Here is a 15,579-nt window from a genome sequence, read left to right as displayed (position 1 = left end):
TGCTTGCCATGGCCAACACCGCATCCGGCAAGCCCCAGCGGGAACGCAGCAACCCCACTCTGCGCGAGCGTTTCCACGCCATGCGCAACATCCCGCCGTTCCTGCGCCAGATCTGGGCCACCAGCCCCGGCCTGACCCTGGCCAGCCTCGGCCTGCGCCTGGTCCGCGCCGTGCTGCCGGTGCTGATGCTCTACATCGGCAAGCTGATCATCGACGAGGTGGTGCGGCTGGCCGGGCTGGGGCTGGGCCTGGACCGGCTCGGCGACGCGCTGCGCTCGGGCCAGCTCGGGACGCTGCTGGCCCTGCTGGCGCTGGAGCTGGCGGTGGCGGTGGGCTCGGACCTGCTGGGCCGGATGGTCAGCTACGCCGACGGCCTGCTCTCTGAACTGTTCACCAATGCCAGCAGCGTGCGCCTGATGGAGCACGCCGCCACCCTGGACCTGGAGGACTTCGAGGATCCGGACCTGCAGGACCGGCTGGACCGCGCCCGGCGCCAGACCATGAGCCGGATGAACCTGATGAGCCAGCTGTTGGCCAGGTCCAGGACGCCATCACCGTGGTCAGCTTCGGCGTGGGCCTGCTGGTGTACGCGCCCTGGCTGATCCTGCTGCTGGCCGTGGCCCTGGTGCCGGCGTTCATCGGCGAGGCCCACTTCAACGCCCTGGGCTACACCCTCAATTTCCAGTGGACTCCGGAGCGGCGCCAGCTGGAGTACCTGCGCCAGACCGGCGCCAGCGTGGAGACGGCCAAGGAGGTGAAGATCTTCAACCTCCACCGCTTCCTGATCGACCGCTACCGGACCCTGGCCGAGAAGTTCTACCTGGCCAACCGCGCCCTGGCGCGGCGGCGGGCGCTGTGGGGCACGGTGCTGGCCGCGCTGGGCACCCTGGGCTACTACGTGGCCTACGCCTACATCGCCTGGCGCACCGTGCGCGGCGACTTCAGCATCGGCGACCTGACCTTCCTGTCCGGCAGTTTCATGCGCCTGCGCCAGCTGCTGGAGGGCCTGCTGGTGGGGTTCTCCCAGGTGGCCGGCCAGGCCCTGTACCTGGACGACCTGTATTCCTTCTTCGAGATCGAGCCGGAGATCGTCTCGCGCCCGGACGCGCTGCCGGTGCCGCGCCCGATCCGCGAAGGCTTCGTGTTCGAGAACGTCGGCTTCCGCTACCCCGGCAACGAGCACTGGGCCCTGCGCGGCCTGAGCTTCCAGCTGCGTGCCGGCGAGGTGCTGGCCCTGGTCGGCGAGAACGGCGCCGGCAAGACCACCCTGGTCAAGCTGCTGGCCCGCCTGTACGACCCGGACGAGGGCCGCATCCTGCTGGACGGGCGCGACCTGCGCGACTACGACCTGGACGACCTGCGCGCCAACACCGGGGTGATCTTCCAGGACTTCGTGCGCTACCACCTGACCGCCGGCGAGAACATCGGCGTGGGCCGGGTCGAGGCCATGCACGACATGGAGCGGATCCGCGACGCCGCACGCCGGGCCATGGCCGACGAGGTCATCGAGGGCCTGCCGCTGGGCTACGACCAGCTGGTCGGCCGTCGCTTCCACAGCGGCGTGGACCTGTCCGGCGGGCAGTGGCAGAAGATCGCCATCGCCCGTGCCTACATGCGCGACGCGCAGGTAATGATCCTGGACGAGCCCACCGCCGCGCTGGACGCGCGCAGCGAGTTCGAGGTGTTCCAGCGCTTCAAGGAGCTGTCGGCCGGCCGCACCGCGGTGCTGATCTCGCACCGCTTCTCCAGCGTGCGCATGGCCGACCGCATCCTGGTGCTGTCCGGAGGCCGGGTCGAGGCCTCCGGCACCCACGAGGAGCTGATGGCCGCCGGCGGCCGCTACGCCGAGTTGTTCGAGCTGCAGGCCGCCGGCTATCGTTGATCCTTCCCCCGATCCCGGACCACGGAGCAAGACCCATGCGCCGAAGCCTGCACGTGCCCGCCCTGCTGGGCCTGTCCCTGAGCCTGTGCATGGGGCTGGCGGCCTGCCAGCCCGCCGACGCCCCGACCGCCGACGCCCCGACCGTCGCCGCGCCGGCGGACGCCGCCCCGGCGCCGCAGCCCGGCATCGCCGTCGCCTCGCAGCAGGGCCAGGCGCGGCTGACCGTGGTCGCCAGCGGCCTGTCCCACCCCTGGGCGGTGGCGCCGCTGCCGGACGGCGGCTTCCTGGTCACCGAGCGCGACGGCCGGCTGCGCCGGATCGGCGCCGACGGCCAGGTCTCCGCGCCGCTGGCCGGCGTGCCGGAGGTGTTCGCGCGCGGCCAGGGCGGCCTGCTGGACGTGGCCCTGGCCCCGGACTTCGAAACCAGCCGGCGCATCTACCTCAGCTACGCCGAGCCCGGCGAGGGCGGCCTGGCCGGCACCGCCGCGGCCTATGCCACCCTGGCCGAAGACCGCCTGGAGGGCCTGACCGTGTTCTACCGGCAAGAGCCCAAGGTGGACACGGAGAACCACTTCGGCTCGCGCTTCGCCTTCGACGGCCAGGGCCACGTCTTCATCAGCCAGGGCGAGCGCACCCTGCGCCCGCTGGCCCAGGACCTGACCAAGCTGCAGGGCAAGCTGGTGCGCCTGAACCTGGACGGCAGCATCCCGGAGGACAACCCCTTCGTCGGCCGCGCCGACGCCCGCCCGGAGATCTGGAGCTACGGCCACCGCAACTCGCAGGGCCTGGCCATCGATCCGCGCACCGGCCGGCTGTGGGAGAGCGAGCACGGCCCGCGCGGCGGCGACGAGATCAACCTGCCCGAACCCGGCCGCAACTACGGCTGGCCGATCGTCACCCACGGCATCAACTACTCCGGCCAGCCGATCCCGGAGGCGGTGGGCCGCGAAAAGGAAGGCATGGAGCAGCCGCACCACGTGTTCGAGGTCTCGCCGGGCCTGTCCGGCATGGCCTTCTACACCGGCCGCCCCGGCCGGCCCTGGAACGACAGCCTGTTCCTGGGCGCGCTGGCCCACCGTTGCCTGATCCGGCTGCAGCTGGACGGGGACCGGGTGGTCGGCGAGGAGCGTCTGCTGGAGGACTTCGGCGAGCGCATCCGCGACGTGCGCCTGGGGCCCGACGGGAACCTGTACCTGGTCACCGACGAGAAGGACGGCAAGCTGCTGCGCCTGGAGCCGCCCCAGGCCTGAGCCGGTCCGCCCGGGCGGGGGCCGGCGCCGCCCCCGCCTTGATCCGGCTCAAGGCGGGCGGACGGGGTGGGCTACAATATGGGATTCGTTCCATTCCCATTCCCTCCCCGCCCACCTCGATGTCTTCCGCCTACGGCACCGAAACGGGGCTCGACGTCCGCCACTGGACCGACGCCTACTTCAGCTTCACCACCACCCGCGACGACGGTTTCCGCTTCGAGAACGGCCAGTTCGTGATGATCGGCCTGCCGATGGAGAACGGCAAACCGCTGCTGCGCGCCTACTCCATCGCCAGCGCCAACTGGGAGGAGCAGCTGGAGTTCTTCAGCATCAAGGTGCCCAACGGCCCGCTGACCTCGCGCCTGCAGCACATCAAGCCCGGCGACAGCATCATCATCGGTCGCAAGCCCACCGGCACGCTGCTGATCAGCGACCTGCACCCGGGCCGCAACCTGTACCTGCTGGGCACCGGCACCGGCCTGGCGCCGTGGCTGTCCATCATCAAGGACCCGGAAACCTACGAGCGCTTCGAGCGCGTAATCCTGTGCCACGGCGTGCGCCACGTCCAGGACCTGGCCTACCGCGACTACTTCGAGAAGGAACTGCCCCGGCATGAGTACCTGGGCGAGGTCATCCGCCAGAAGCTCCTGTACTACCCGGCCGTCAGCCGCGAGCCGTTCCCCAACCACGGCCGCCTGACCACGCTGATGGACAGCTGCCAGATGATGCGCACCCTCGGCATCGAGCCGCTGGATCCGAAGCACGACCGCGCCATGCTGTGCGGCAGCCCGGCCATGCTGGCCGACTTCCGCGCCCTGCTCGACTCGCGCGGCTTCACCGCCTCGCCGCGCATCGGCAGCCCCGGCGAGTACGTGTTCGAGCGCGCCTTCGTCGAGAAGTGAGCCCCGCCCCGCGCCTCACGGCGCCGGGGCGCGCAGCGCCTGCCCGATGTCCGCCTCCAGCACCTCGGGCCTGACCCGCGGCGCGTAGCGCGCCAGCACCCCGCCGTCGCGGCCGACCAGGAACTTGGTGAAGTTCCACTTGATCGCGCGGGTGCCCAGCACCCCCGGCTTCTGCGCCTTCAGCCAGCGCCACAGCGGATGCGCGCCGCGGCCGTTGACCTCGACCTTGGCGAACATCGGGAAGCTGACCTCGTAGTGCAGGGTGCAGAACCGGCGGATCTCCTCCGCGCCGCCCGGCTCTTGGCGGCCGAACTGGTCGCAGGGGAAGCCCAGCACCGCGAAGCCCCGGTCGCGCCAGCGCCGCCACAGCCGCTCCAGGCCGGCGTACTGCGGGGTGAAGCCGCAGCGCGAGGCAACGTTGACCACCAGCAGCACCTGGCCGCGGTAGTCCGACAGCGGCTGCGGCCGGCCCTCCAGGGTGGTGGCGGTGAAGTCGTGGAAGCTGGCCATGGCGACGGGCGGAAGCGGGACCGAAGCCGGGGAGGATAGCCGCGGAAGCGGGCCTGCGGCATGCCTTCCCCGCGCCCGTGCGGTTAAGATGCGGGCTCCCCCTGAACCGCAGGAACCGCCTCCGACATGCGAACCGGACTTTACCTGGCCATCGCCGCCGTCCTCGGACTGGGCCTGGCCGCGTGTGACCGCGCCACCGATCCCTCCGCCACCCCGGCCGGCGAACAGGCCGCCGCCACCCAGGACAACCCGCTGTTCGTCGCCAGCGACCTGCCGCTGCAGTATCCGCGCTTCGACCTGATCCGCGACGAGCACTTCGCCCCGGCCTTCGACGCCGGCATGGCCGAGGCGCTGCGCGAGATCGAGGCCATCGCCGACAACAGCGAGCCGCCGACCTTCGAGAACACCATCCTGGCGCTGGAGAACAGCGGCCGGCTGCTGGAGCGTGCGACCACGGTGTTCTTCAACCTGGTCGGCGCCGACACCAACGACACCCGCAGGAAGATCCAGGCCGAGTACTCGCCCCGCTTCGCGGCCCACCGCGACGCGATCATGCTCAACCCGAAGCTGTTCGCGCGCATCCAGGCCCTGTACGACAAGCGCGACAGCCTGGGCCTGGACGCCGAGGGCGTGCGCCTGGTCGAGCGCTACTACACCGATTTCGTGCGCGCCGGCGCCAAGCTGTCCGACGCGGACAAGGAGCGCCTGAAGGAGCTCAACGCCGAGCTGGCGCGCCTGGGCACCCAGTTCGACCAGAACGTGCTCAACGAGGTCAACGCCTCGGCGGTGGTGTTCGACAGCGCCGAGGAGCTGGCCGGCGCCACCGAGGCGCAGATCGCCGCCGCCGCCGAGGAAGCGAAGAAGCGCGGGCTGGACGGCAAGTACGTGATCACCCTGCTCAACACCACCGGCCAGCCGCCGCTGGCCTGGCTGGAGAACCGCGAGTCCCGCCGCCGCATCTTCGAGGCCTCCGTGTCCCGCGGCAGCCGCGGCAACGAGTTCGACAACACCGCGATCATCTCCCGGGTGATGAAGCTGCGCGCCGAGCGGGCCAGGCTGTTGGGCTACCCCGACCACGCCACCTACGCCCTGGAGGAGGCCACCGCCCGCACCCCGCAGGCGGTCAACGAGATGCTGCGCAAGCTGGCCCCCGCCGCGGTGGCCAATGCCAGGCGCGAAGCGGCCGATCTGCAGAAGATGATCGACCAGGAGCAGGCCGCCAGGGGCGAGCCGAGCTTCCAGCTGGAGCCGTGGGACTGGGCCTTCTACGCCGAGAAGGTGCGCAAGGCCCGCTACGACTTCGACGAGTCGCAGCTCAAGCCGTACTTCGAGCTGAAGAACGTGCTGGAGAACGGCGTGTTCTACGCCGCCAACCAGCTGTACGGCATCAGCTTCAAGGAGCGCACCGACCTGCCCAAGTACCACCCGGACACCTGGGTGTACGACGTGTTCGATGCCGACGGCAGCCAGCTGGCGATCTTCATCTTCGACCCGTACGCGCGCCCGTCCAAGCGCGGCGGCGCCTGGATGAACTCCTACGTCTCGCAGTCGAAGCTGCGCGGCACCAGGCCGGTGGTGGCCAACCACCTCAACATCCCGAAGCCGCCGGCCGGCCAGCCCACCCTGCTGACCTGGGACGAGGTGACCACCGCGTTCCACGAGTTCGGCCATGCCCTGCACGGCATGTTCTCCGACGTGACCTACCCGTACTTCGCCGGTACCCGCGTGCCGCGCGACTTCGTCGAGTTCCCGTCGCAGGTCAACGAGATGTGGGCCGACTGGCCGAGCATCCTGGCCAACTACGCCAAGCACCACGAAACCGGCGAGCCGATGCCGCAGGCGCTGCTGGACAAGGTGCTGGCCGCATCCAAGTTCAACCAGGGCTTCGCCACCACCGAGTACCTGGGCGCGGCCATGCTCGACCAGCGCTGGCACCAGATCGGCGCCGAGCAGGTGCCCGAGGCCGACGGGGTGATGAAGTTCGAGGCCGAGGCGCTGGCCGCCGACGGCATCGCCTACCCGCCGGTGCCGCCGCGCTACCGCACCCCGTACTTCAGCCACATCATGGGCGGCTACGCGGCCGGCTACTACGCCTACATCTGGTCGGAGATCCTGGACGCCAACACCCAGGCCTGGATGCGGGCCAACGGCGGCCTGAAGCGCGAGAACGGCGACCGCTTCCGCGCCACCCTGCTCTCGCGCGGCGGCAGCAAGGACGCGCTGGGGCTGTTCCGCGACTTCGCCGGCCACGAGCCGCGGATCGAACCGCTGCTGGAGAAGCGCGGTCTGACCGCCAACTGAGCCGCGCCGGCATGCACGGGAAGGGCCGCCTGCGGGCGGCCCTTCCTTTTCGCGCCCCGCTCAGCGGGGGGCCTCGTAGCCGCCGGCCACGCCCTCGGGCGAGAGCACCAGCTGCCACAGCTGCGCGCGGCGGGCGCGGAAGGTGGCCATGGAACCGGCCAGGTAGAAGCGCCACATCCGCCGGAAGCGCTCGTCGTAGCGCCGCGGGTCCAGCCGTTCCCAGGCCGACTCGATGTTGTCGCGCCAGGCCTGCAGGGTGCGGTCGTAGTCGGTGCCGAAGTTGTGCCAGTCCTCCAGCACGAACAGAACCTCGCTGGCGCGGGTGATCTGCGCGGCCGAGGGCAGCATCGAGTTGGGGAAGATGTAGCGGGCGATCCAGGGATCGGTGCGGTTGCGCGAGATGTTGCTGCCGATGGTGTGCAGCAGCAGCAGCCCATCGCGGAACAGGCAGCGGTGCGCGGTCTCGAAGAAGGCCCGGTAGTTGCGCACCCCGACGTGCTCGAACATGCCGATGGAGAACACCGCGTCGAAGCGCTCGTCCAGGTCGCGGTAGTCCTGCAGGCGGATCTCCACCGGCAGGTCGGCGCACAGGCGGCGCGCGTACTCGGCCTGCTCGCGCGAGATGGTCACGCCCACCCCGCTGACCCCGTAGCGGGTAGCCGCGTACTTCAGCGCCTCGCCCCAGCCGCAGCCGATGTCCAGCACGCGCATGCCCGGCTGCAGCTGCAGCTTGCGGCACACCAGGTCCAGCTTGGCCAGCTGTGCCTCGTCCAGGTCGCCGGCGGTGCGCCAGTAGCCGCAGCTGTAGACCAGGCGCTTGCCGAGCATGGCCGCGTACAGGTCGTTGCCCAGGTCGTAGTGGCGCAGGCCCACCTCGCGCGCGCGGCGCCGGGTCTGCAGGTTGAGCAGGCGCGCGCGCAGCCCGTCCAGGATCTCGCCGATGCCGCGCACCCGGCCGTCCAGGCCGGCCTGGATCAGCCGCAGCAGGAAGCCGTCGAGCGAGCGCGCGTCCCACCAGCCGTCCATGTAGGACTCGCCCAGTCCGAGCGACCCTTGCGCCAGGACCCGGGTGTAGAAGCGCTCGTCATGGACCTGCAGGTCCCATTCCCGGTCTCCGCCGATGCGGACGTCGGCTGCCGCCAGCAACGCCTCCACACGACGCCTGGAGAACGCGGCCGCCATGGCGCCTCACTCGAGGAACAGCCCGCGGTAGGCCGGCGCCAGGTGCGGCGCGAACACCGCCACCGGCACTTCCACGTACTGCACGCCGTCGGCGTACGGCCCGACCTGGTAGGGCGGGAACACGAAGCGCAGCGCGGCGATCCGGCCACCCGGCCCCATCACCGGCTCGAAGTGGGCGAAGTTCTCCGGCTCCGGCTGCGTGCCCTCCTCGATCATCTTCAGCGCCACCTCCAGCAACTGCCGGCGCTGCGCCGGGTCCAGCGCCTCGTCCGCGGCGCGGGTGTGCGCGGCGGTGCCCAGCTGCTCGGCGGCGTAGTCGGCCACCGCCTTCCAGCCCTCGGCCGACAGCAGGTGCTCGGAGGTCAGCAGCTCGCCCTGGCGCGGCAACCACACGAAGCGGGCCACCAGCGGCTGGCCGTGGGCGCCGCCCGTGTACAGGCTGCCGTCGGCGGCCACCGCCACCACCGATGGGGTGTTGACCAGGTCGCGGAAGCCGAGGGACAGCTCGTAGGGTGCGCGCATCACCCCGGGCTCCACACCCTCCACCGCCTCCATCAGCTCGTGGCGGGCGGCCTGGGCGTAGTCGGACAGCACCCGGGCCAGGCCCGGATGCACGCGCGCCGACGGCGGATAGCTGATGCCGACCACGTAGCGCGGGTCGTGCTCGATCACGTCCTCCATGGACGGTGGCGGGCCGGTGTCGGCGTCCCCGGCGTCCTCTCCGGCCGCCTGCGGTACATCCGGGGCGCCGGCGGAAGCGGCGGCGGGCGCGCCGGCCTCGGGCACCTCACGGCGGCAGCCGGCGACCAGCACCAGCATCAGGGACAGGACGATCCAGGTCTTGTTGCGGCGCATCCGGCATCTCCCTTGCGCAATGACGGCCCGGCATCCGGGCCCAGTGTAGCGTTGCCGGCCTCAGCCGGCGACCAGGTCCGAGTATTCGGGATGGCGCGTGATCCAGGCCGCCGCGTAGGAGCAGGCCGGCACCACTTTCCAGCCCGAGGCCCGCGCCTGGTCCACGGCGGCGCGGACCAGGCGGCCGGCGATGCCGCGGCCGCCGATCGCCTCCGGCACGTGGGTATGGGTGATCCGCATCACCCCCGCCTCCAGCCGGTACTCCAGGCAGGCCAGGTGCCCCTCGGCCTCGGTTTCGAAACAGTGGGCCTCGGCCCGGTGGAGGATCGGGGATTCGGTCATGGACGGCTCCGGAAGGTGGCAGGAATCCGACGCGGCGCGTCGAATCCTCGTCCACGCCATGTGGCGGCCGCGTGACGGGAAATCAATCGGTTAGCACCCGCCCGCAACGGCACGCTTCTTGCTTGATCCCAGGCACGTCCGCAATCGGGAGTTGCCACATGAAGATCCTGGATCTGCAGCCCTCTTCGGAGCAGAACAACGACGCCTCCCTGCTGGAGGGCCTCTACCAGCTGGTCGTCAACGGCCAGACCGACACCTGGGAGTTCGAGCGCCTCAACGCCGAGGTGTACAACCGTCGGGCGGCCACCTACTCGGCCTGACCCCCGCCGGGGGAGCGGCCCGGCCCGCTCCCCGCGCCGCCCGCTCAGCCGCGCCGGTCGCGCTTGCGCTGGTTGCGGCGGTCGTGCGTGCCGGTGCTGCCGTGCTGCGCCGGCAACCGGGTCTCCGCCTCGTGCAGCGCCTGCACCCTGGCGCCCTCGGCGGGAGTGGCCGCGCCCCCCGCCTCGCCGGCCTGTGGCACCGCGGTGCCGCCCTGTTCCAGCCGCCGCCACGGCGACACCTGGCGTGCCTGTTGCCGCTGTGCCTGCAGCAGCTCGCGGCTGGCCGCCAGGGACTGCTCCGGCGTCGGCCGCCTGCCCTGGCCACCGGAACGCGCCGCCTGCGCCCGGCCCGCGCGTCCGCTTGCGTTGCGGGCACCGCCACGCGCCGCCGCGCCACCGGCCGTCTTCCCGGCCGCGCCCGTGGTCCGCTCCGGGGCCGGCATCCCCGCCGCACCCTTCCTCGCCGCGGCTGTCGTGGCGGCCGCCTTCTTCGCAGCCGCCTTCCGGGTGGTGGACTTCTTCGCGGCGGGCTTTTTTGCGGCAGCCTCGTTCGGTGCGGCCCTCTTCATGGCGGCCTTGTTCGTGGGGGTCCTGCCGGCCGCCGTCTTCGCCGCACGCACGCCCGTGGCCCTCTTCGTGGCCTTCTTTACGGTCTTCTTCGCCGCCGTGGCGCGCTTGCGCGCCGGGGTCGCGGATGCACCGGCCGCGACGCCGCGGCCCGCGGTCCTGCGCGTGGATCGGGTAGCCATCGCCTGCCTCCGTCCTGGTTCGACGCAGGCAGGCTGGCACGCCAGCCGTTCGCGCCGGGTGAGCGCGCGCTCAGCCCAGGCGCGGGTTGAGCAGCTCGTGCAGGAACACCTGCAGCAGCCGCGGCTCCATGGCCAGCATGAACATCACGCCGAAGGCGGCGCCGGCCAGGTGCGCGCTGTGGTTCACGTGGTCGCCACCACGCCGGTCCATCCACAGGCTGTAGCCGACGTAGAACACCGCGTACAGCACGGCCGGCGCCGGGATGAAGAACACGAAGATCAGCGACCACGGTGCCAGCAGGATGTAGGCGAACAGCACCGCCGACACCGCCCCCGAGGCGCCCAGGCTGAGGTACTGGGGATCGCGCTGGTGCTTGAGGTAGCTGGGCAGGATCGAGACCAGCAGCGCCCCCAGGTAGAACAGCGGGAAGGTCAGCAGGGCGCCGGTCAATCGCAGCATGACCTGCTCGATCAGCCGTCCGAAGAAGAACAGCGTGACCATGTTGAACAGCAGGTGGGCCATGTCGGCGTGGACGAAGCCGTAGCTGACCAGCCGCCAGTACTGCCGCCCGCGCGATACCGCGGGCGGCCACAGGATCATGCGGTCGATGATGCGGCGGTCGCCGAAGCCCAGCCAGGACACCACGGAGGTGACGGCGATCAGCAGCAACGTGACGGGATAGTCCATGGCGCGTCCTCAGGCCGCTGCGGAACGGTAGTTGTCGATCATGCGGTAGCCGCGCGCGTACAGGCCGAACACCAGCGCCGCGACCAGGGCGAAGGCGGCGAAGAAGAACATCTGGAAGGCGGTGGTGCTCAGGCCGGTGCCGGCGATGCCCTCCAGCACCGCCTCGTTGCGCACCGCCGCGTTGGCCAGCAGCACCCACAGGTTGCCGATGGTCGTGGTGAGGTTCCAGAAGCTCATCACCACGCCCTTCATCGCCGTCGGCGCCTGGCTGTAGGCGAATTCCAGGCCGGTGGCCGAGACCAGCACCTCGCCGAAGGTCAGCAGCGCGTACGGCAGGATCTGCCAGGCGATGCTCATCGGCTGGCCGCCGTCCATCACCACCTGGAGCGTGCCGACCACGATCCAGGCCAGGCCACTGAAGGCGATGCCCGCGGTCATGCGTCGCAGCGCGGTCGGCTCGCAGCCCAGCCGGCGCAGCAGCGGGTACAGCACCAGGTTGTTGAACGGGATCAGGATCATCACCAGCGCCGGGTTCAGCGCCTGCATCTGCGAGGACACGAACCAGTCCGGCCTGGTCATGGCGTTGCCCTGGATCACCCAGGTCGAGGCCTTCTGGTCGAACAGTGAGAAGAACGGCGTGGTCAGGGCGAAGATCACCAGCACCCGCAGCACGTTGCGCACCCCGTCCACCGCCGCGTCCGGGTGCACGCCGCGGACGCGCTCCAGCTGCACCCAGGCGCCACCGCCGACGCCGGCCAGCACCAGCACCAGCGCCAGGCACAGGGCGATGACGATGCCCAGCGCCGGCGCCAGCGCCAGCGCGCCGGCCGCCAGCGCCAGGCCGGCCCAGGCCAGCCACAGGCCCGGGCGGCCCTGCCCCGGCGCCCGTGCCAGCAGCGCGGTGCGGATCACCTTCGAGAACGCGTGCGGATCCTCGTCGGGGCGCGCCGGCGGCAGCATCACGTAGCGCTTGCGACCCAGCCAGAACACGAAGGTGGCCACGAACATCAGCAGGCCGGGGATGCCGAACGCCACCGCCGGGCCGTGGTTCTTCAGGAACAGCGGCATGGTCAGCGAGGCGAACAGTGAGCCGAAGTTGATGATCCAGTAGAAGGCGTCGAAGACGACCCTGGCCAGGTGCTTGTTGGCCTGGGTGAACTGGTCGCCCATGAACGAGGCCACCAGCGGCTTGATGCCGCCCGCGCCCAGCGCGATCAGGGCCAGGCCGGTGAAGAAGCCGGCGCGGCTGTGCTCGAACAGCGCCAGGCAGGCGTGGCCGGCGCAGTAGACCAGCGAGAACCAGAGGATGGTGTGGTATTTGCCGAAGAAGCGGTCGGCCAGCCAGCCGCCCAGCAGCGGGAAGAAGTACACACCGATCATGAAGGTGTGCATCACGTCCTTGGCCGCCAGTTCCCGCTCCGGCCCCTCGGCGATGTACTGCAGCAGCGTCGAGGTGATCAGGAACTGCACCAGGATGTTGCGCATCCCGTAGAAGCTGAAGCGCTCGCAGGCCTCGTTGCCGATGATGTTGGCGATCTGGCGCGGCATGCGCGCCTGGGCGGCGGCGGTGTCGGTCATCGCTCTGTGGGTCCGTCGCAAAAGAGGCGAGCGTACCCGATCCGCGGCGGCGACCGGAACCCGGCCGGCCCGCATACGGCCGCGCGCGGCGCTGGCATCATGTAGTCTCTTTGCCCGTTCAGCCCCGCATGCCCCTGCGCCCCCTGCCGCTCCGCCACCTGCCCCTGCTCCTGGCCCTGTCGGTACCCGCTGCGGCCGCCGCGGCGCCCACGGAGGACGGCCTGGCCACACTGGCCGAGCGGACCGGCTTTGCCCGCACCGGCCGCTACGACGAGGTGTCGGCGCTGGCTGCCGCCTTCCAGGCCCGATGGCCGGACAAGGTGCGCACGCTCAGCTTCGGCACCACCCCGGAGGGCCGGCCGATGCAGCTGCTGGAGGCCACCGCCACCGGGGTGTTCGATCCGGAGGAGGCGCGCCGCCGCGGCCTGCCGGTGGTGCTGGTCCAGGGCGGCATCCACGCCGGCGAGGTGGACGGCAAGGACGCCGGCTTCCTGGCCCTGCGCGAGGTGCTCGAAGGCCGGGCCGCGCCCGGCGCGCTGGAGAAGCTGGTGTGGCTGTTCGTGCCGGTGTTCAACGTGGACGGCCACGAACGCTTCGGCGCCTGGAACCGGCCCAACCAGCGTGGTCCGGAGGAGATGGGCTGGCGCACCACCGCCCAGGGCTACAACCTCAATCGCGACTACATGAAGGCCGACTCGGCCGAGATGCGCGCCATGCTCGCCCTGGTGCGCGCCTGGGATCCGCTGGTCCATGTGGACCTGCACGCCACCGACGGCGCCCAGTTCGAGCACGACATCGCCGTGCAGGTGGAGCCGGTGCGCGCCGGCGACCCGGCGCTGGGCCGGATCGGCCGCAAGCTGCGCGACGCGGTGCTGGCGCAGCTGGAGCGGCAGGGTTCGCTGCCGCTGCCCTACTACCCCTCCTTCGTGGTCGAGGACGATCCGGCCTCGGGCTTCGCCGACGACGTCTCCCCGCCGCGCTTCTCGCACGGCTACTTCCTGCTGCGCAACCGCTTCGGCATGCTGGTGGAAACCCACTCCTGGAAACCGTACCCGGAGCGCGTGCGCACCACCCGCAACACGGTGGTCGCGGTGCTGGAGCAGGTGGCCCGCCACGGCGCGGACTGGCTGCGCGAGGCGCAGGCCGCCGACCGTCGCGCCGCGGCCCTGGGCGGCAGCGAGGTGGCACTGGAATACGAGGCCACGGAGCAGGCGCGCACGGTCGAGTTCCGCGGCTACGCCTACACGCGCACGCCCTCGGAAATCTCCGGCGCGCTGATGACCCGCTACGACGAATCCACCCCGCAAGTCTGGCGGGTGCCGCTGCGCGACCAGGTGGTGCCCTCGCTCACCGTCACCGCCCCGCGCGCCGGCTACCTGGTGCCGCCGGCCTGGGTGCCGGTGGTGCAGCCGCTGCTGGAGACCCACGGCGTGCGCTTCCGGCGCCTGGACGCGGCCTGGCCGCAGGCGCCGGTGCAGGCCTTCCGCGCGGAGGAGATCCGCTTCGCCGCCCGCACCACCGAGGGCCACCAGCGCCTGGCGCTGCAGGGCCGCTGGCAGGCCGAGCCGCGCGACGTGGGCGCCGGCGCCCTGTACGTGCCGCTGCAGCAGCCGCTGTCGCGCCTGGCCGTGGCCCTGCTGGAACCGCAGGCACCCGACTCGCTGGCCGCCTGGGGACTGTTCAACAACGCCTTCGAGCGCAAGGAATACATGGAGCCGTACGTGGCCGAGGCCGTGGCCCGGGAGATGCTGGCCGCCGATCCAGGCCTGCGCGCACGCTTCGAGCAGCGCCTGGCCAGCGACCCGGCCTTCGCCCCCAGCCCGCAGGCGCGCCTGGACTTCTTCTACCGCCTGCACCCGGCCTGGGACGAGCGCTACGGCCTGTACCCGGTGCTGCGCCTGGACACGCCGCCGCCGACGCCATGAACACGCTGCGCCGCCTGCTGGTCCTCCTGGCCATCGCCACCGCCCCCGGCGCGGCGCCGGCGGACGACGGCCAGCGAGGCCGGGTGCCGGCGCACGAGTTCAGCCTGGTCACGCTGAACCTCTACCACGACCGCGACGACTGGCCGCGGCGGCGCGTGCAGATCGTCGAGGAACTGCGCCGCCTGCGGCCGGACGCCATCGCCCTGCAGGAGGTGCTGCAGCACGAGGACCTGCCCAACCAGGCGGTCTGGCTGGCGCGCGAGCTGGGCTACGACTGGCACTTCACCACCACCGATCCGCCCAGCAGCCCGCGCCGCTTCGGCAACGCCCTGCTGGTGCGCGGCACCGTGCTCGATCGCGGCGAAACCCTGCTGCACCCGCTCGAGGACCATCGCACGGCCGGCCTGGTGCGGGTGCTGGCCGGCGACCGGCCGCTCAACCTGTACGTCACCCACCTGCACTGGACGCCCGAAGGCGGCGCCATCCGCGAACGCCAGGTGCAGGACCTGCTGGCCTGGATCGAAGCCACCTCCGAAGGCCTGCCCGTGGTGATCGCAGGCGACTTCAACGCCACCAGCGACGCGCCGGAGCTGGCCGCTCTGCACCGCGGCCACGTGGACGCCTGGCAGGCGCTGCATCCGCACACCCGGCCGGACGGCGCCACCACGCTCAACCCGCACTACTTCGAGCGCCGCGCCCGCATCGACCACGTGTTCCTGGAGCGCGGCCGCCTGCAGCCGGTCGAGGCGCGGCGACTGTTCACCGCGCCGGATGCCGGGGGCGTGTGGGCCTCCGACCACTTCGGCCTGTACGTGCGCTTCCGCGTGCTGCCCGAACCGGCGGACTGACCGCGCGCCGGCATGGCCGGCGCCGCGCGTTCCGCGCCCGCAGGAGCATCCGGTGCTTAATGTTTCCTGATTAGCCCCGACCCTCAGCCATGAAAATTGCTCGCAGCGCGCAAGACCGGCTCGGGGCAAGGCTTGCAGCGCAGCATGGCGGTGGCCAGTCGCGGCAGCATCTCATGCAGGCGGAAGCGACGGTTGAACCGGTAGGCGGCTTCGGCCAGGTAGCGCCGCGCGTACTTGGCCTGGCGGA

At 71.4% G+C, this 15,579-nt stretch carries 13 protein-coding genes and 2 pseudogenes; 7 read left to right on the top strand and 8 right to left on the bottom strand.

Annotated features, from left to right (window positions below):
* Positions 1–8 precede the first annotated feature (8 nt).
* The 3 genes and pseudogenes from CR938_RS01880 to CR938_RS01870 all read left to right on the top strand — a co-directional run bounded on the left by CR938_RS01880 (position 9) and on the right by CR938_RS01870 (position 4,034).
* Positions 9–1,882 (top strand): annotated as a pseudogene (locus tag CR938_RS01880) (ABC transporter ATP-binding protein).
* A 35-nt stretch (positions 1,883–1,917) separates the two neighbouring features.
* Complete coding sequence (locus CR938_RS01875; protein WP_162123389.1) at positions 1,918–3,132, top strand: PQQ-dependent sugar dehydrogenase; 1,215 nt, start codon at positions 1,918–1,920, stop codon at positions 3,130–3,132.
* Between the two features lie 119 nt (positions 3,133–3,251).
* Positions 3,252–4,034: a ferredoxin--NADP reductase gene (locus CR938_RS01870; protein WP_162123388.1), complete on the top strand. Its 783-nt coding sequence runs from the start codon at positions 3,252–3,254 to the stop codon at positions 4,032–4,034.
* A 15-nt stretch (positions 4,035–4,049) separates the two neighbouring features.
* Here CR938_RS01870 and CR938_RS01865 read toward each other — a convergent pair whose 3' ends face one another.
* Positions 4,050–4,544 (bottom strand): glutathione peroxidase, encoded by a 495-nt coding sequence (locus CR938_RS01865; protein WP_162123387.1) that lies wholly within the window; start codon positions 4,542–4,544, stop codon positions 4,050–4,052.
* 126 nt (positions 4,545–4,670) lie between these two features.
* On the opposite strand from CR938_RS01865, the gene CR938_RS01860 reads away from it, so the two are divergent.
* Positions 4,671–6,845 (top strand): M3 family metallopeptidase, encoded by a 2,175-nt coding sequence (locus CR938_RS01860; protein ID WP_162123386.1) that lies wholly within the window; start codon positions 4,671–4,673, stop codon positions 6,843–6,845.
* Between the two features lie 60 nt (positions 6,846–6,905).
* On the opposite strand, the gene cfa is transcribed toward CR938_RS01860, so the two are convergent.
* Genes cfa through CR938_RS01845 form a run of 3 tightly spaced genes read right to left on the bottom strand, consistent with a single transcriptional unit; the run spans position 6,906 to position 9,224 of the window.
* Complete coding sequence (gene cfa / locus CR938_RS01855; protein WP_162123385.1) at positions 6,906–8,027, bottom strand: cyclopropane fatty acyl phospholipid synthase; 1,122 nt, start codon at positions 8,025–8,027, stop codon at positions 6,906–6,908.
* A 6-nt stretch (positions 8,028–8,033) separates the two neighbouring features.
* Positions 8,034–8,882 carry a DUF3298 and DUF4163 domain-containing protein gene (locus CR938_RS01850; RefSeq protein ID WP_162123384.1) on the bottom strand — a complete coding sequence of 283 codons (849 nt, stop codon included), beginning with the start codon at positions 8,880–8,882 and terminating at the stop codon, positions 8,034–8,036.
* A 60-nt stretch (positions 8,883–8,942) separates the two neighbouring features.
* Complete coding sequence (locus tag CR938_RS01845; protein WP_162123383.1) at positions 8,943–9,224, bottom strand: GNAT family N-acetyltransferase; 282 nt, start codon at positions 9,222–9,224, stop codon at positions 8,943–8,945.
* Positions 9,225–9,382: 158 nt separating this feature from the next.
* Here CR938_RS01845 and CR938_RS14365 point away from each other — a divergent pair, with 158 nt between their 5' ends.
* Positions 9,383–9,544, top strand: a complete 162-nt coding sequence (locus CR938_RS14365; RefSeq protein ID WP_170296512.1) for a hypothetical protein — start codon at positions 9,383–9,385, stop codon at positions 9,542–9,544.
* Positions 9,545–9,588: 44 nt separating this feature from the next.
* On the opposite strand, the gene CR938_RS01840 is transcribed toward CR938_RS14365, so the two are convergent.
* The 3 genes from CR938_RS01840 to CR938_RS01830 all read right to left on the bottom strand — a co-directional run bounded on the left by CR938_RS01840 (position 9,589) and on the right by CR938_RS01830 (position 12,559).
* Complete coding sequence (locus CR938_RS01840; protein WP_162123382.1) at positions 9,589–10,113, bottom strand: hypothetical protein; 525 nt, start codon at positions 10,111–10,113, stop codon at positions 9,589–9,591.
* A gap of 250 nt (positions 10,114–10,363) precedes the next feature.
* Positions 10,364–10,981, bottom strand: a complete 618-nt coding sequence (locus tag CR938_RS01835; protein ID WP_162123381.1) for a rhomboid family intramembrane serine protease — start codon at positions 10,979–10,981, stop codon at positions 10,364–10,366.
* A 9-nt stretch (positions 10,982–10,990) separates the two neighbouring features.
* Positions 10,991–12,559 carry a POT-type proton-dependent oligopeptide transporter gene (locus CR938_RS01830; protein WP_162123380.1) on the bottom strand — a complete coding sequence of 523 codons (1,569 nt, stop codon included), beginning with the start codon at positions 12,557–12,559 and terminating at the stop codon, positions 10,991–10,993.
* Between the two features lie 128 nt (positions 12,560–12,687).
* Between CR938_RS01830 and CR938_RS01825 the strand changes: the two genes are divergently transcribed.
* The gene (locus CR938_RS01825; RefSeq protein ID WP_162123379.1) at positions 12,688–14,484 is read left to right on the top strand and encodes a M14 family metallopeptidase; all 1,797 of its coding nucleotides are present in this window, start codon (positions 12,688–12,690) and stop codon (positions 14,482–14,484) included.
* Positions 14,481–15,332 carry an endonuclease/exonuclease/phosphatase family protein gene (locus CR938_RS01820; RefSeq protein WP_162123378.1) on the top strand — a complete coding sequence of 284 codons (852 nt, stop codon included), beginning with the start codon at positions 14,481–14,483 and terminating at the stop codon, positions 15,330–15,332. The genes CR938_RS01825 and CR938_RS01820 overlap by 4 nt, the downstream gene beginning before the upstream one ends.
* An 83-nt stretch (positions 15,333–15,415) precedes the next feature.
* Here CR938_RS01820 and CR938_RS01815 read toward each other — a convergent pair.
* Positions 15,416–15,579, bottom strand: a pseudogene (locus CR938_RS01815) (IS1595 family transposase); the annotation flags it as partial.

It is taken from the genome of Pseudoxanthomonas taiwanensis, from assembly GCF_010093135.1.
Lineage (GTDB): Bacteria > Pseudomonadota > Gammaproteobacteria > Xanthomonadales > Xanthomonadaceae > Pseudoxanthomonas > Pseudoxanthomonas taiwanensis.
The sequence above is the reverse complement of the archived record's forward strand: the minus strand, read 5'-3'. Positions and strand labels throughout refer to the sequence as shown.

Excerpts from the sequence above, each read along its gene's own strand:
- CR938_RS01875 (WP_162123389.1), top strand. The coding sequence starts at position 1,918 with ATGCGCCGAAGCCTGCACGTGCCCGCCCTGCTGGGCCTGTCCCTGAGC.
- CR938_RS01870 (WP_162123388.1), top strand. The coding sequence starts at position 3,252 with ATGTCTTCCGCCTACGGCACCGAAACGGGGCTCGACGTCCGCCACTGG.
- CR938_RS01865 (WP_162123387.1), bottom strand. The coding sequence starts at position 4,544 with ATGGCCAGCTTCCACGACTTCACCGCCACCACCCTGGAGGGCCGGCCG.
- CR938_RS01860 (WP_162123386.1), top strand. The coding sequence starts at position 4,671 with ATGCGAACCGGACTTTACCTGGCCATCGCCGCCGTCCTCGGACTGGGC.
- cfa (WP_162123385.1), bottom strand. The coding sequence starts at position 8,027 with ATGGCGGCCGCGTTCTCCAGGCGTCGTGTGGAGGCGTTGCTGGCGGCA.
- CR938_RS01850 (WP_162123384.1), bottom strand. The coding sequence starts at position 8,882 with ATGCGCCGCAACAAGACCTGGATCGTCCTGTCCCTGATGCTGGTGCTG.
- CR938_RS01845 (WP_162123383.1), bottom strand. The coding sequence starts at position 9,224 with ATGACCGAATCCCCGATCCTCCACCGGGCCGAGGCCCACTGTTTCGAA.
- CR938_RS14365 (WP_170296512.1), top strand. The coding sequence starts at position 9,383 with ATGAAGATCCTGGATCTGCAGCCCTCTTCGGAGCAGAACAACGACGCC.
- CR938_RS01840 (WP_162123382.1), bottom strand. The coding sequence starts at position 10,113 with ATGAAGAGGGCCGCACCGAACGAGGCTGCCGCAAAAAAGCCCGCCGCG.
- CR938_RS01835 (WP_162123381.1), bottom strand. The coding sequence starts at position 10,981 with ATGGACTATCCCGTCACGTTGCTGCTGATCGCCGTCACCTCCGTGGTG.
- CR938_RS01830 (WP_162123380.1), bottom strand. The coding sequence starts at position 12,559 with ATGACCGACACCGCCGCCGCCCAGGCGCGCATGCCGCGCCAGATCGCC.
- CR938_RS01825 (WP_162123379.1), top strand. The coding sequence starts at position 12,688 with ATGCCCCTGCGCCCCCTGCCGCTCCGCCACCTGCCCCTGCTCCTGGCC.
- CR938_RS01820 (WP_162123378.1), top strand. The coding sequence starts at position 14,481 with ATGAACACGCTGCGCCGCCTGCTGGTCCTCCTGGCCATCGCCACCGCC.